Raw genomic sequence first — 16,455 nt, 5'->3', positions numbered from 1 at the left:
ATTACTAACCAGTTAATTACATAACGAGATTTAGTATATATATAACTATTGTAACTTTATTGGATTATCTTTGTTATAGTTAATTATACAATACTATTTAGCATGTGAACAATTTTTATATTAATAATAAAAACTATTTTTATATAGGTGGCTTTGCCATCACTATCCTTCTTTGCCATTGCATTTTTTTTAGGATTCTTTCTATTTTAACATTATTATAGTAAAATTAAATTATCACTACAATAAAGGAGGTATTATTTTGAGTCTTTATGATAAAAAATACTTAGCATTAGTGGATGACATTTTAGAAAATGGATACTACGATAATAACAGAACTGGAATGCCTACATATAAGTTACCACATCAAATAATGCAGTTTAATTTGCAAAAAGAATTTCCTATTCTAACTACAAAGTTTGTTGCATTTAAAACAGCTGTTAAGGAAATGCTATGGATATACAAAGATCAATCTAATGATGTAACTAAACTTCAAGAGCAAAATGTCCATATTTGGGATGAGTGGGTTGATGATAATAACACTATTGGTAGAGGTTATGGATATCAAATAGCTAAGTTTAATCAAATAGATAAACTTATAGAATCATTAAAAACAAACCCTCAAGATAGAAGAATGTTAATGACTATGTGGAATATAGAAGATCTTCCTCATATGACATTGCAACCATGTTGCTTCATGACTATGTGGGATGTTACAGACGGAAATCTAAATTGCATGTTAATACAAAGATCAGGGGACGTGCCGCTTGGAATTCCATTTAACACCAGTCAATATGCTGTATTAGTTCATCTAATTGCACAAGTGACAGGTCTTAAGCCTGGTTCATTTACACATGTAATAAACAATGCACATATTTACGAAAACCAAATAGAAGGAATGAAACTTCAACTTACTAGAGCAAATGATGAATACATTGCTCCTAAGTTATGGATAAATCCTGAAATAACAAACTTCTATGATTTTACTCCTGAGGATATAAAATTAGAAGATTATAAATATCATCCATCAATTAAAATGGAGGTATCTGTATAATGTTATCTATTATAGTAGCTACTGCTAATAATAATATTATTGGTGGTGATAATAAACTTTTATGGCACATTTCCGAAGATCTTAAAAGATTTAAAGAAATAACTTCAGGTAATACAATAATTATGGGAAGAAAAACTTTTGAATCACTTCCTGGTGTTCTGCCAAATAGAAAACATGTAGTATTAACTAGAGATAAAAACTTTAAAGTTGATTCAGAAATGGTGGAAGTTATCCACAGCTTAGATGAAATTCTATCCACATATGAACATTCCACTGAGGAAGCTTTTATAATTGGTGGTGGCGAAATTTATAATTCTACTCTCCCTTTTGCTAAAAAACTTTATTTAACTAAGGTTAAAAAAGAATTTGAAGGAGATACTAAATTTCCTGTTATTAATGAACATGAGTGGAAAATAGAATTTAATTCTGAAGAAAAGCTAGATCCTAAAAGCGGATTAAAATTTGAATTTATAGATTTAATTAAAGCGTAGTTTTAAAACTACGCTTTTTTCTGCATAATAAAACGAGTATTATTCTGCAGAATAATACTCGCTTTATTTTTCCTATTGTTAATCCTATTGAAGAGTAACCATACTAATTGACATTTTAGCAATATATAGATAATCCAATCTTAATTATCTCTTTATATCAGTTAACTTGTCTTTTCCTTTTCTTTAAAAGAGCCTTTCATAAATGAAAGGTTTTATAAAAACCGTGCACCTAGCTTTGACAGTAATCTATATGCGTTACCTATGTAGTTAACTCAGGTCAGATTGATCCACGGCGCACGCAGTAACCACTTATCGCTGCTTCCTTCCGGATCTGACGAGGTTCATGGACTTACGTCGCGTGGGACCCAACCATCAACGCCACTTTCATAGGGCAGACCACACAGATTAAAGCCTAGGCTAGGAATTCGACCCTGCTATAGCGGATTGCAGGTTACAGGGCACCGCTGACTCCCCATCTAGCACAGTTATGGCGGAGAGAAGGGGATTCGAACCCCTGATAGAGTTGCCCCCATACCCGCTTTCCAGGCGAGCTCCTTCGGCCACTCGGACATCTCTCCATATTTTTTTATTACCTAATTAAAATAAACATTTTCAACTTCCATGTTTGTTTTTAATTCTTTCTAATTCTAACATAAATATTATTGCAGTACAATAGAAAAATTTAGGCATCTATTTTTTTTAAAGATGCCTTAATTTTCTTATGGCATTTTATTTAATTTCATCACTTCTACTGATTCTTTTATATCCATTAAAGATTTGCCCATTGATGCTTCTACTATTGCAGTAATTCCACCTTCAACTATAGCAGTATCAACAATACAAATTTTTTCTCTTTTTTCTTCATCTAAGAATTCTAGTGCCATTTCTGTGTTCATAAAAGCACTTCCTAAATCAAATAAAATTAGAACTCCATCTTCGCTATATACTTCTTCTATAGCTTCAGTAATTTTATCCATATCAGTTCCTATTCTATTATCCTTAGTTCCACCTGCAGTGCTTACTTTAGCCTCTGGTGCCATTTGCATTGATAATTCTTTTATTCCTTCTGCTATCTTTTCACTATGTGAAACAAGTACTATTCCAACCATGTCTATTCCTCCTATAATGTCATATTATATTTCTTCTGCTATTGTCTTTAATATTAAGTACATAGATGTAGATCCTGCATCCTGATGCCCTATGCTTCTTTCTCCTAAATAACTAGCTCTACCCTTTGTTGCTATAATTTTTTTAGTTTCATTCATGCCATTTTCAGCCGAATTTTTTATTATATTCAAAATTTCTTTAGCTTCACTATTTTTTTCTAATGCTTTTCTACCTTCAATAAATGCCAGTTCCAAAGAATCTATCATTGTTTTTTCTCCAAAGACTCCTTTTCCCCTCATTTTAATTCCTTCTAAAGCTGCTTCTAACATATTAATAAAATCATTTATATCAAGTTCTGTTTTTTTAGCTATTACCATAGACGCTTTCATAAATGCTGTACCATATAAAGGGCCCGCCGCTCCTCCAACATTTGATACTAATGCCATTCCAGAAGCTTTTATAATATTGCTTATATCTTCATCTGGTAGTGTTTTTATTTTTTCAACTACTGCGTTAAATCCTTTATTCATATTTAGACCATGATCGCCATCACCTATAGCCGCATCAAGTTCTGATAAAAATAATTTATTTTCTGCTAAAACAAAATCTATTTTATTTAATATTTCTTTTACTCTAATCCCGTTTATCATATCTTATTCCTCCTATTTAAAAACTTTCATAGCTGGTGTATCTGCTTTTTCATCTAATAAGCCTTTTAATTCTTCGTCTAATTTAAGAATTGATATTGAGAACCCTGCCATTTCTAAAGCTGTCATGTATTCTCCTACAAATGTTCTATGAACTTTAATTTCTCTTTCTCCAAGTATTTCATGTACCTTCTTATTCACTATATATAATTCCATAAATGGTGTTGAAGCTAATCCATTAACCATAACCGCTACTTCTTTACCTTGTTCAATTTCCATATTTGTTAATATTCTTTCCATTAAATGTTCAACTATAGAATCTGCTGTTGATATTTTTTCTCTATGAGTTCCTGGTTCTCCATGTATCCCCATACCAATTTCAACTTCATCTTCTCCAAGTTCAAAATTTGCTTTTCCCGCTGCCGGAACTATACATGATGATAATGCCATCCCCATGCTTTTCACGTTTGTAATTACTTTTTCTGCTACTCTTTTAACTTCTAGTAAATCTGCTCCATTCTCAGCCATTGCACCTGCAATTTTATGAACAAATACAGTTCCCGCTATTCCTCTTCTACCTGCTGTGTATAAACTATCTTCTACTGCTACATCATCATTTACAACAACAGTTTCAACTTCTATCCCTTCCATTTCAGCCATTTCTTTAGCCATATCAAAATTCATTATATCTCCAGTATAATTTTTAACTACTAATAAAACACCTTTGCCATTATCCACTGCTTTTATACCTTCATACACTTGATCTGGCGTTGGTGATGTGAAAACTTCTCCACATGCAGCTCCATCTAACATTCCATATCCAACATAACCTGCATGAGCTGGTTCATGTCCACTTCCTCCACCTGAAACTAAAGCAACTTTATTTACTGATTTGTTTTTTCTAACAAGTACATTACCTTCTTCTATCTTTTTTAAATATTCAGGATGAGCATATTCAATTCCTTTTAACATATCCTCTAAAACATTACCTTTATCATTAATTATCTTTTTCATTATTAATTCCTCCTAATAAGTTCTTTTGATAATATATAAAGCAATTACTGTGCCAACTTAAATTCACAGTTTCATATACCTTAGGCATGATAAAATAAATACTTTCCCCTATAAAAATGTATCAAGGTTGATATTTTTTATCAACCTTGATACATTTTGTATATAACCTTTCTAAAAATATTCAAAGTATTTTCTATTCCAACATTAGTATTTTCTTATTTCCAAGTAATAATCTTTTCAATTCCATATTGCTTGGCCTTTATAGATACTGTTCTATGAGTTAACCCTAAAGCTTTTGCTGCCTTATTATAACTTCCATTTTCTATTAATGCTTTTTCTATTATAATTTTTTCATATTCTTTCATAGTAAGTAATTTATCATTCTTTATTATATTTTCAATTTCATCTCCACATATTTTTTTAACTTTTTGGGATTCCTCAAGTATTGCTTTTTCTTCGTTTTGATTTCCCTCAATATTTAATTCACTCTTTCTTGAATAGGTAACATATTCTTTATCATCTAAAATATGCATAGGCAAATCATCTAATCCTATAACACCCTCTTCACAAAGAGCTATAATTCTTTCTATTACATTTTCAAGTTCTCTAACATTTCCTCTCCATGTATATTCCATAAATTTATTCATAGCATCATTTGTAATTCCTATTATTTTTTTATCACCTTTAAGCTTGTCTATAAAATGTTCTGCTAATAAGGGTATATCTTCTTTTCTATCTCTAAGAGGCGCTAGTATTACTGGTATTACATTTAATCTATAATATAAATCTTCTCTAAACTCCCCATCTCTAACCATATCTTCAAGGTTTCTATGAGTAGCTGCAATAATTCTTACATTCACCTTTACAGTACTTTCTCCTCCAACCCTTTGAAACTCCTTATATTGTAATACTCTTAATATTTTAGATTGAGTATTTTTATCCATTTCACCAATTTCATCTAAGAATATAGTTCCATTTTGAGCTAATTCAAACTTACCTAGTTTTCTTTTTACTGCACCTGTGAAAGCACCTTTCTCATATCCAAATAACTCACTTTCTATTAGTGTTTCTGGAATAGCTGCACAATTTACTCTTATAAATGGCCCTTCACTTTTATTACTTGCATAATGTATTCCTTCTGCAATAAGTTCTTTACCCGTCCCACTTTCACCTCTAATTATTACAGTAGCATTACTTTTAGCTGCCTTTGTTGCTAATGCTAATGAATCTAATATTTTACCACTTTTCCCTATATATTTATCAAAAGCCTGATGAGGTTTTCTTGTTCTAATAAGTTCTTGTTCTAAATATTTAACTCTTTCAGAGGCCTTATCCAACTTCTCAGTAAGTTTTTTTACATTAGATATTTCCTTGGCAATAGAAACCACACCCACTTGCTCATCTTCTACTTTTAGTGGATAAACAGAACAGATCATTTCATTGCAATTTCTTTTCTTAACTATTTCTCCTATTTTAGCAACACCAGTTTCTAAAACACTATTTCTCAAACCTTCTGGTGATATATCTACTATATTTTTACCTAGTAATTCTTCATCATCTACCATTTTTTTATAATTATTATTTACATAAGTTATTATCCCTTTATTATTTATTACACATATTCCATCTCCAACTGTGTCTATAATTAATTGCAACTTTTCCTTTAGCTCTTTAACTATTGAAAGTTCTTCTATTACCTCTTCTAACATTGAAACATTCTCTAGAACGTAAATATTCCCTTTATCTTCATTTTCTATAATCAATTTGTTTTTATATATAATGAATCTTTTACCATCCTTTTCTCTTCTATATATTTGACTTGAGCTTTGAGGACTTATTTTTTTGGGTTTTCCTAATATAGAAGCTACAGTGCTTCCTATAATTTCATTACCTTCTATCCCTAATAGCTTAGGAGTAGCCGAATTTATAAATGTTATCTCACCATTCAAATCCTCTACTATAACTCCGTTATCTATATAATTAATTATTTCCCCAAATGTAATTGCTTTATCAGTTATCATTATATCTATATCTTTAATTTCTTTAGATAAAAAATCATTAATTTTATCTCCAAAAAAAGGTTCAATTTCATTTAGTGCTGAATTTAAATCCCCATTACCTTTTGCATAGATAGTTATTGCTTCCCCTTGCCTAACCTTAAAAAATATAAATGACATTACTGCACCTATAGGCGTTATTCCCCTATGTTCATATTCTATATAAAGTTTAACATCATATTTCTGTTCTATTTTAATAGCCTCTCTTGCAATTGCAGCTATTACCCTTGTATGTAATCCATCCTTTAATTTTATTGTTAATTCTCTTTTTAATTCCATCTATAGTACCTCCAAATATGTACCTAATCCCTGTTTTTGTAAACGTTACTTCAATTGTGATTATACCACTTTAGGGATATTAAAGAAAATATACCAGAGTAGTACTATATATTACTTTCAAGATTCTTTATATAAAAAAGCACATGATATTAGGTTTTTCACCTTATATCATGTGCTTATATAAATTATACAATTTTATTTAAGCTGTTTTTTTGAAGTTGCCCTAACAGCGTATAATATAAATCCTATTCCTGCTACTATACCTATTAAACTTACAATCTGTGCTATCCTAAGTCCAAAGAACATTAAACTATCTGTTCTTAAGCCTTCTATAAAGAATCTACCAACTGAATATAATGCCATGTAACTTCCAAGCACTATACCATTCTGATTTTCTTTCTTCTTATAAACTATATATATTAACAGTCCACATACAATTACATTCCAAATTGATTCATATAAGAATGTTGGATGATAATATGTTCCACCTATATACATTCCTTTTTGTATGAATTCAGGAAATTTACTCATAAATTCAGCTGATACTGGGCCACCGTGAGCTTCTTGATTCATAAAGTTTCCCCATCTGCCTATAGCTTGTGCTAATATAATTCCTGGCATTACTATATCAATATATTGTAAGAAGTTAACTTTTTTAATTTTAGTTACAACTAAAGCTGCTAAAAGTCCACCTATTAACCCACCATGAATAGCGAGTCCACCTAGTCTTATATTAATAACTTCCATAAACGAACTATAATTTTGCCACTCAAAGGCTACATAATATAATCTTGCACATATTATGGCTATTGGAAATGCCCATAAAAAACTATCTATTATTATTTCGAAATCTAATTTTTTCTTTTCTGCAATTATATAAGATAATCCTAATGCTGATACCACTCCTGAAGATATGATTATTCCATACCATGCTATTGTAATACCAAACACTTCAAATGCTACTGAATCCATATTTATTCCTCCCTTTTTTTATTGTTATTATTGATTATACCCCTCTAAACTTTTATATATCAAGGCTTATTTTATTAAAATATATTCAAAGAATTAACAAACAAATATTCTAGTCTATTATCTACTTATTAACTTCTTCTTCTTTCTGTAAAAAATTCTGTTAATATTTCACTACATTTTTTATCATAACACCACTTAACATCTACAAAACTATTTAACATATTATAATCTAATAAGTTTAAAATAGATCCGCAAGCCCCCATATCTTTATTAAAAGTTCCTATATGAATTTTAGATATTCTGCTTTGAGCAATAGCTGATGCACACATAGCACAAGGTTCTAATGTCACATACATCTCAGCTCCCGTTAACCTCCAGTTTCCTATTTTCTTGCAGGCCTCTTCAATTGCTAATATTTCCGCATGAGCTGTTGGCAATTTTAAAGTTTCTTTTAAATTATGAGCCTTCGAAATCACTTCTCCATTTTTTACTATTACAACACCAACTGGTATTTCACCTTTATTTTTCCCTTTAATAGCTTCCTCTATTGCAATCTTCATAAACTCCATTTAATCAACTCCCAATAAACAAAAGCTAATTACAATAAATTATTGTAATTAGCTTAAATTTTAAGTATATATTCTAACTCTTTTAATCCTATTTCTATTTATATCTATATCTTCTGCAACGAACCTTATATTGTGGAGAAGAACCTCTTCCCCTTGTTCTGGGAATCTTCCAAGTTCACCAATCATAAGCCCTCCAACAGAATCAAACTCTTCTGACTCCATATTAACTCCAATTAACTCACTTAAATCATCCAGCCTTGCACTACCATCTACAATATATTCATCTTCTTTTACTACTTCTATTTCATTATTTTCATCATCGTATTCATCTTCTATATCACCAAATACTTCTTCTATTAAATCCTCTATAGTTACTATACCAACAGTTCCACCATATTCATCTAATACAACAGCTAAATGGTTTCTTGTCTTTTTCATTTCACTAAATAACTCTTTTATCTTTTTAAACTCAAAAGTATAATATGGTGCTCTTATATAATCTATAACTTTAAAATTTTCTTTATTTTGCCCTGCTATGATTAAATCTTTAACATATAAAGCTCCAACTATATCATCTATAGTTTGATCATACACAGGTATTCTTGAAAATTGTTCTTTCTTTATAACATCTAATATTTCTTCATAATTTGCATTTACATCTACAGCTACAACATCAACTCTTTGAACCATAACATCCTTAACTTGAGAATCTACGAAATCAAATATATTGAAAATCATTTCTTTTTCTACACCTTCTAGAACGCCCTCTTCTTCACTAACTCCAACCATTGTCCTAAGTTCTTCTTGTGTTATAAATGATTCGCTAGCTTTTGGGTCACATCCTAAAATTCTTATAAACACACTTGAAATTGCTGTAAACACAAATATTAAAGGTCTAAATACTTTAACTACTATATTAATAGGTTTACTTACTCTTAAAGATACCTGTTCTGACTTTTGCTTTGCAAATGATTTGGGAGTTATTTCTCCAAATATAAGAACTAATATTGTCATCACTACAGTAACAATTCCTACTCCACTTTCACCAAAAGCTCTTAACGCTAATGATGTGGCAAGCGCCGATGCTCCAATGTTTACTATGTTATTCCCAATTAATATGGCCCCTAAAAGCTTATTTGGTTCTTCCGTTAACTTTGCTACTAACTTTGCACCTTTCATACCTTCATCAACCATGTGTCTTATTCTAATTTTACTTAAAGACATTAAGGCTGTTTCAGACATAGAGAAAAATGCTGACATAACTAATAATATTATAAGTAATACTATCTGCCACGTATAACTACTGTCCAAAAAACAATCACTCTCCCATTTTTTTTATAAAATATAATTTATTGTTTATTATATCATATGTTTATTCTTTATAATATAAATTTATTATTGAAATTAGCTTATTCATTTTTAATAAAATAATTATTCTGATCTTTATATTCCGTAGGTAATAATCCTGTTACCTTCCTAAAGTTAATGTTAAACTGCCTGTGATCTGAATATCCTACCTCTTTAGCAACAACAGTTATCTTTTCGCCCTTAATTAACAGTTCCTTAGCCTTATTTATTCTAATATCTCTTATATATATAGAAAAGCCAACACCCATTTTCTGTTTAAAATATCTACTTAAATAATTCTCATTTAAGTAAACCATTTTAGATAATGTTTTTAATGATATTTCTTTATTATAATTTTCATTTATGTATTGAATAAGCACTTTTATTACTTGATCCTCTTTGTTCCCATTTATCTCTCTAAAGTAATCAATTGAGTTATTAATAAACTCCTGTAAAAAACTCTTAAGTTCTTTTACATCCCGCGCGCACTCTAAACTTTCCTCTCCAGTAATTTCTACAGCATTCTTAATTAATTCTGACCTTATCCTAAAGCAAATTTCAATAGAACACTCATAAAATTCAGGTCTTTTTACCCCTCCATCAATTAAATATTGCAATAAAATATTTAAGTTCTCTTGTGCTAAGCTTCTTTGCATAAAAATACTATTCTCTACGATTTCATTTATTAATATTTTAATATGTTTTTTATTTATTATATGTTTTTTAGGGTATTTTTTAGTTATAACACTATTTATCCCCCATAAAAAACTATCTTCAAGTCTTTCCTTTGCTTGTTTGTATAAATTATGTATATTTTTTTCATTATCCACATTTGATATTCCTACAGTTATCCTACCTATATTTTGGTTGTTAATTTCATATATCAATTCTTTGAAATCATAATCGCTACTCTTATCTAAAACTAAGGCAATTCTATTACTATGAGGGCTTAGCACAATTGTATCCTTAGAAAAATTTTTATTACTCCAATCCTTAATCATATTTATAACCTGTCTGTTTTTTCCCTCTTCCTTAGCTCTCAAATATTTATCGTAAGAATCATTCTTTATAATTACTACCCTTACATCTCTAGCTTCAACTTCACCGATGTAAACTTCACTAAAGCTAATTTGCTCCCTCATTATTTGCAGGTACTCCTTTTCACGAATAACCACATCATATAAATTATCCTTTTTTATTAATTCAACAGTCTTTTTTATAGCCTCAATAAACTCCTCAATATTAATTGGTTTTTTAATAAAATCCACAGCATTTACCTTAACCGCTCTTTTAGCGTAATTAAAATCATCATATCCTGTTACTATTATAAATTTAGGCTTTAGGGAGGTCTGTACCTTTTCTGCTAATTCAAGTCCATCTAATCCAGGCATATTTATATCACTTACCACTATATCAGGCTTCTCTTGATTTATTTTATCTAAGGCTTCATAGCCATTTTCTGCTTCTCCTACAATTTCGCAGTTTAATTCTTTCCAAGGTATTATTTTAATTAAACCTTTTCTTGAATAATATTCATCATCTACAATTAGTACCTTATACATCATTTTCCTCCATAACTTTTAATTTTAATCTTGCTATGGTAAAATCATCCTTCCTCTTTAGTTCAAATCCGTATTCCATACCATAAAATATGTCTATTCTTTTTCTTATATTATCAATGGCAACCCCTTCACCATAAGTTTCACTATTATTTAAGCCATCACCATCATCAATTATCTCAAATATTATGCACTCACCATCTTGATATCCATTAATAAATAATCTCCCTTTCCCAATTTTCTTTTCTAACCCATGAACAATTGCATTTTCTACCAATGGTTGAAGTAGTAACTTAAGCATTTTCTTATTTAATATATTATTATCAATTAATATTTCTATACAAAACCTATCTTTATACCTATGCTTTTGTATAGTCAAATAGTTCTTTATTTGATTTATTTCTTCCCTAATATAAACATTATCCTCATTATTTTTCACAGAATACCTATAAAAATTTGCTAATGATTCTGTCATTTCCGCTACTTCCTCCACTTCACCCAACCTAACCATCCAATTAATTGATCCTAACGAATTATATAGAAAGTGTGGATTTATCTGAGATTTTAAAGCATTAAACTCAGCCTGCTTAACTAGAAGTTCACTCTTATATCCATCCTCTATTAATTTTTTTATTTTATAAACCATATTATTAAAGCCCTTAGAAAGCACACCTATTTCATCCTCTGTATTAACCTCTATTTGCACATCAAAATTGCCCTCTTCAACTTTCTCCATTAAATCTTTAAGTTGCAAAATAGGCTTTGATATTTTATTTATAATATTAAGTTCTAAACATATTGCTATTATTATTATAATTACTATAAAAACAATCAAATATTCTACACTGTCTATAGCACTACTGAAATATAGGTTCTGCGGAATGACTTCAAGTACCTTTATCCTAGTCTCCTTAGCTGTTGTAAAATATGCCATATAATCGATTCCATCTATTCTTATAATAAATTTTCCATCTTCCTCTAACAGATAGGAGTCTTCTTCACTACCAAACTTAAACCCTGTTTGGTTTTTATAATTTTTATCTGTTATTATTACTCCAAACTGATCTAATATATAGTTGTTTGAGCTTTCTATATTGGATATGCTATTAAAAATTTCTTGGAAATAGTCTTCATATATATCAACTAATACATACCCAATAACCTCCTTAGTTGTATCATCGATTATAGCTTGTCCTATCACCATCACTGTATCCTTAGAATATTCTCCATCAACTCTCCTGTGAACCTTAGTAAAGACCTTTTCTGGAGACTTATCTAATATATCGTAAAAGTCTCCCTCCTTATCTGTGTATATTGGATAATAATAATCAGTGCTTGAATATCTACTTACCCCATTTTTTTGTACAATATGTACTGGATTTTTATGTTGTGATGTTGCCATAATTGCATTTACCATTTTATAGAGTACTTGAGTATCATCAAACTTTTGATCATTATTTGTATCTATTTTATTTACTATAGATTTAACATCCTTGTTGTTTGCTATGTAATCTACCATTCTCTTGTATGAACTTATATTATTGTCTATTAATTTAGAGGAAATATTAAGATTACTACTAATAAATCTACCCGAATTTTCCTCTGTTCTCTTTATTATTTTATAGGTTTCAAATATTCCCAAAATTAGCATTGGTACAATACCACATACTATAAATATAAATAATAATTTTTTACTGAAAGATTTCTTAATTTTCATATTTTACCTCAAATAATTTTATATCTATATGATACACTAAACTTTCTTAATTTTCTATTTTTTTAAATGCCTAATAATAAAAGCTTAATGCATACACACTAAGCTTTTATTAGAAATAATTTATTCTTTTACTTCATAAATACTGGTTATTCCCGAAATTAATCCACACTTTAATATAATATCATTTATATCCGTGGCCTTTGACTTTCTCATAGTAATTAAACAGGCCTCTCTATTTTCTTTATCACTATCCATATAAAATTCTAAATTAAGCACAGTAATATCCTTGGTTATACAATACTTTTGTATAGCTTCCATAACCTGTTCCTTATTTAAATATCCAATATATATTTTGTGCTCATTTTTACTCCACTTTAACTTTTCTTCAATAAACTTAAAAAGCGAAAGCACTATAAAGCTTGCCACCGTTCCAACAAAACTAATCTCATAATATCCAAGCCCAATAGCTAATCCTAAGCAACCAACTACCCAAATAGATGCAGCTGTTGTAAGTCCTTTAATAGAACCCTTTGTATGAATTATTGTACCTGCACCCAAAAATCCAATTCCACTTACTACTTGAGCTCCAAGCCTTCCCATATCTATTTTATATACATTTGCTAAAGCTTCATTTGACGAAATCATAACTAATGTATCATTAACCATTTTCACTTGTATCAAAGATATAATACAAGCCCCTAAAGCTACTAAAATATGTGTTCTAAACCCAGCTGGACTATTCGTATATTGTCTTTCATATCCAATAATCCCACCAATAACAATGGCTAACGATATTCTTATAAAAATATCTACCATAACTTCACCACCTTAAGCGTGAAGCAACTATTATATAATATGAACATTTTCCTCATTAAAATCAATAGTTATTCTGTCACCAATGTTATAGACCTTTTTAACTATTGGATTAAAATCTTGACAGCTAATAATATTTTCCTTTATCTTTATTCTATAATCCTGATATGCACCCATAAAAGTAGAAGAAATTACCTTACCTTCAAAATTACCATCATCACCAATAATTATTGATTCAGGTCTTAATACAATTTTGCAAACATCCCCAGCAACTTTTTTACCACTATATTTTGTATTTATAAACTTATCTAAAACACTAACTTTAGCTTTTCCCCCATTAACTTCAACTATTTCTCCACCAATAAAGTTTGCCTCTCCAATAAAATCAGCAACAAACTCAGTAGCTGGTGAATAATAAATTTCCTTTGGAGTTCCAACTTGTTCAATTATTCCTTTATTCATTATTATTATTCTATCTGAAAGGCTCATAGCCTCAGATTGATCATGAGTAACATATATAGCTGTAATACCAACTTTTTGTTGAATATTTCTAATTTCACTTCTCATCTGAACTCTTAGCTTTGCATCTAAGTTTGATAATGGCTCATCAAAAAGTAATACTCCAGGTTCCATAACAAGGGCTCTTGCTAATGCTACTCTTTGTTGCTGCCCACCTGATAATTGATTTGGATATCTACTTTCCATACCAGCTAGCCCAACTAAATCTATTATCTCTTTAGCCTTTAACTTAATGTCATCTTTGCTCATCTTCTTAAGCTTTAATCCATATGAAATATTATCAAATATATTTAAATGTGGAAATAACGCATAACTTTGGAATACCATTGCTGTATCTCTTTTATCTGGAGTATCGTTATTTACCATATCTCCACCTATATATATTTCTCCTTCATTTGAAACCTCAAAACCTGCTATCATTCTTAATGTAGTAGTCTTTCCACATCCTGATGGTCCAAGCAGTGTAACAAATTCACCGGCTTTTATTTCTATTGAAACATTATCTACAGCCTTAAATTCTTTACCATTTGGTGTTACATATATCTTTGTTATATCCTTTATATTAACGCCTTTACTTCTTAGCATAATAATTCACTCCTTTTCTAAATAACACTATCGTCGCTTTTGCTTACTCCAAATTTACTTAATAGTAAACTCATTAATCCTATTGATGCTAAAACAATTACTATTAACACTGTAGAGAAGGCTGATGCAACCCCAAATCTACCATTGTCAACCTGTGACAATATTGATGCTGTTAATAATTGGTATTTTGGTGTAACTAAAAATACTACTGTACTAACTGCAGTCATACTTCTTACAAACGAGTAAACTAACCCACCAAAGAAAGCTGATTTTATTAGTGGTAGTGTAACTGATGTAAATACCTTATTTGCACTTGCGCCCAAATCTTGAGCTGCTTCTTCTATAGCTGGGTCAATTTGTTGAAGAGCTGCAATACCACCCCTAATTCCAACTGGTAAGCTTCTAACAATAAATGCTACAACTATAAGGAATGCTGTTCCTGTTAATATAAGTGGTTTTGTATTAAAAGCACTTATATATCCAAGCCCCAGCACAGTCCCTGGCACTGCCATAGCTAGAATTGAAGTAAACTCTATAAAATTTCTTCCATAAAATTTCTTTCTAACTACTAAGAATGCGATTATCATACCTAATATTCCGGTAATTGGTGTGGCATATATTGCTAATAATGTTGTATCTTTTATTGGCTCAATTCCTAAATTAAATACATACTTAAAATGATCTAATGTTAATGTATAATCTATTCCCATAACCTTAAATAGTCCACCTAATGGAACTAATATGTAGAAAGCTAATACAAACACTGTAATCATTAAGCAAATTATTTCTACAGGCATCACTATATGCTTTTCTGTTATTAAATCTCTTTCTCTTGAAGCCTTTCCTGTTACCGTAACATATGACTTCCTTTCTATCCAGAACTTTTCAACAACAAATAATAAAATACTTAGGGTTAATAAAGTAACTGCAATTGCAGCTCCACCTCTCATATCATAGTTACCTATTGCTTGCATATAAACCTTTGTAGCTAAGGTTCCAAAATTTCCTCCTATAACCATTGGGTTAGAGAAATCTGCTAAAACCTCAATAAATGTTATTAAAAATGCATTTGCAATCCCTGGTAACATTAATGGTAATGTTACTGTTTTAAATGTTTTCCATCTTGTAGCACCCATACTTCTTGAAGCTTCCTCAAGGGCTGGGTCTACCTTCTTTAAAAGTCCAACTAAAAGTAAATATACTATAGGGAAGAATGTCATTGTTTGTACAATCACTATCCCCTTAAATCCATATATATTTGCATCTGCTATTCCAAATAAATGTCTTGTAATCAATCCAAATTGACCAAATAACATTATTGCTGATAGCGCCAACACGAAAGGTGGTGAAACTATTGGCAATATTGAAACTACCTTAAATAATTTTCTAAATCTAGTTTTTATATAAGCATCTGCATAAGCAAATATAAACCCTATTATTGTTGATAATGTACTTACGGTTATTCCAAGTACTAATGTATTTATTAAACTTTCCTTAAAATCAATATCTTTTAACATTTGTGAGTATGCACTTAATGAAAAGCCTCCATTTTCAATGAAACTCACCTTTAGCACTGAATATAAAGGATATAAAATAAATATTGATAACATTATAATTAAAAATATTATTGTTGTTAATAATATAGGATCTCTCCATACCTTTTTCATATCAGCACTATTCTGTTGTCTTCTAATTGCTCTTGTTGATTTGCCCATGTTATCACCCCTA

At 30.0% G+C, this 16,455-nt stretch carries 14 protein-coding genes, 1 tRNA gene and 1 other RNA gene; 2 read left to right on the top strand and 14 right to left on the bottom strand.

The window, feature by feature from the left end; translation table 11 throughout:
* The first annotated feature begins 259 nt into the window (after positions 1 to 259).
* Together J1C67_RS06600 and J1C67_RS06595 are read left to right on the top strand one after the other, a co-directional pair.
* Positions 260 to 1,051 carry a thymidylate synthase gene (locus J1C67_RS06600; protein WP_167867223.1) on the top strand — a complete coding sequence of 264 codons (792 nt, stop codon included), beginning with the start codon at positions 260 to 262 and terminating at the stop codon, positions 1,049 to 1,051.
* Positions 1,051 to 1,542, top strand: coding sequence for a dihydrofolate reductase (locus J1C67_RS06595; protein ID WP_167867222.1), 492 nt, complete (start codon positions 1,051 to 1,053; stop codon positions 1,540 to 1,542). Before J1C67_RS06600 ends, J1C67_RS06595 begins: the two co-directional genes overlap by 1 nt.
* Positions 1,543 to 1,763: 221 nt before the next feature.
* On the opposite strand, the gene ffs is transcribed toward J1C67_RS06595, so the two are convergent.
* The 14 genes from ffs to J1C67_RS06525 all read right to left on the bottom strand — a co-directional run bounded on the left by ffs (position 1,764) and on the right by J1C67_RS06525 (position 16,442).
* Positions 1,764 to 2,027: signal recognition particle sRNA large type (gene ffs, locus J1C67_RS06590), an RNA gene on the bottom strand.
* Between the two features lie 3 nt (positions 2,028 to 2,030).
* A tRNA-Ser gene (locus J1C67_RS06585) sits at positions 2,031 to 2,120 on the bottom strand.
* Positions 2,121 to 2,261: 141 nt separating this feature from the next.
* Positions 2,262 to 2,651, bottom strand: coding sequence for a dihydroxyacetone kinase phosphoryl donor subunit DhaM (gene dhaM / locus J1C67_RS06580; RefSeq protein ID WP_089972965.1), 390 nt, complete (start codon positions 2,649 to 2,651; stop codon positions 2,262 to 2,264).
* A 24-nt stretch (positions 2,652 to 2,675) separates the two neighbouring features.
* Positions 2,676 to 3,299: a dihydroxyacetone kinase subunit DhaL gene (gene dhaL, locus J1C67_RS06575; RefSeq protein ID WP_167867221.1), complete on the bottom strand. Its 624-nt coding sequence runs from the start codon at positions 3,297 to 3,299 to the stop codon at positions 2,676 to 2,678.
* A gap of 12 nt (positions 3,300 to 3,311) precedes the next feature.
* Entirely contained in the window at positions 3,312 to 4,310 is a 999-nt protein-coding gene (gene dhaK, locus J1C67_RS06570) for a dihydroxyacetone kinase subunit DhaK (RefSeq protein ID WP_167867220.1), read from the bottom strand.
* A gap of 215 nt (positions 4,311 to 4,525) precedes the next feature.
* A complete protein-coding gene (locus J1C67_RS19640; RefSeq protein WP_167867219.1) occupies positions 4,526 to 6,646 on the bottom strand; it encodes a sigma 54-interacting transcriptional regulator in 2,121 nt (706 codons plus the stop codon).
* A gap of 195 nt (positions 6,647 to 6,841) precedes the next feature.
* Positions 6,842 to 7,618, bottom strand: coding sequence for a prolipoprotein diacylglyceryl transferase (gene lgt, locus J1C67_RS06560; RefSeq protein WP_089972952.1), 777 nt, complete (start codon positions 7,616 to 7,618; stop codon positions 6,842 to 6,844).
* Positions 7,619 to 7,746: 128 nt separating this feature from the next.
* Positions 7,747 to 8,187 carry a nucleoside deaminase gene (locus J1C67_RS06555; protein WP_089972948.1) on the bottom strand — a complete coding sequence of 147 codons (441 nt, stop codon included), beginning with the start codon at positions 8,185 to 8,187 and terminating at the stop codon, positions 7,747 to 7,749.
* Between the two features lie 60 nt (positions 8,188 to 8,247).
* A complete protein-coding gene (locus J1C67_RS06550) occupies positions 8,248 to 9,498 on the bottom strand; it encodes an HlyC/CorC family transporter (RefSeq protein ID WP_089972944.1) in 1,251 nt (416 codons plus the stop codon).
* Positions 9,499 to 9,596: 98 nt separating this feature from the next.
* Positions 9,597 to 11,096 carry a response regulator transcription factor gene (locus tag J1C67_RS06545; RefSeq protein ID WP_167867218.1) on the bottom strand — a complete coding sequence of 500 codons (1,500 nt, stop codon included), beginning with the start codon at positions 11,094 to 11,096 and terminating at the stop codon, positions 9,597 to 9,599.
* Positions 11,089 to 12,810, bottom strand: coding sequence for a cache domain-containing sensor histidine kinase (locus J1C67_RS06540; protein ID WP_167867217.1), 1,722 nt, complete (start codon positions 12,808 to 12,810; stop codon positions 11,089 to 11,091). The genes J1C67_RS06545 and J1C67_RS06540 overlap by 8 nt, the downstream gene beginning before the upstream one ends.
* A gap of 120 nt (positions 12,811 to 12,930) precedes the next feature.
* A complete protein-coding gene (locus tag J1C67_RS06535; RefSeq protein WP_089972935.1) occupies positions 12,931 to 13,626 on the bottom strand; it encodes an MgtC/SapB family protein in 696 nt (231 codons plus the stop codon).
* Positions 13,627 to 13,656: 30 nt separating this feature from the next.
* Positions 13,657 to 14,727, bottom strand: a complete 1,071-nt coding sequence (locus J1C67_RS06530) for an ABC transporter ATP-binding protein (RefSeq protein WP_207713942.1) — start codon at positions 14,725 to 14,727, stop codon at positions 13,657 to 13,659.
* Positions 14,728 to 14,744: 17 nt separating this feature from the next.
* Positions 14,745 to 16,442, bottom strand: coding sequence for an ABC transporter permease (locus J1C67_RS06525; protein ID WP_207253568.1), 1,698 nt, complete (start codon positions 16,440 to 16,442; stop codon positions 14,745 to 14,747).
* Positions 16,443 to 16,455 lie beyond the last annotated feature (13 nt).

The organism is Clostridium gasigenes (assembly GCF_017348895.1).
GTDB lineage: Bacteria > Bacillota > Clostridia > Clostridiales > Clostridiaceae > Clostridium > Clostridium gasigenes.
The sequence above is the reverse complement of the archived record's forward strand: the minus strand, read 5'-3'. Positions and strand labels throughout refer to the sequence as shown.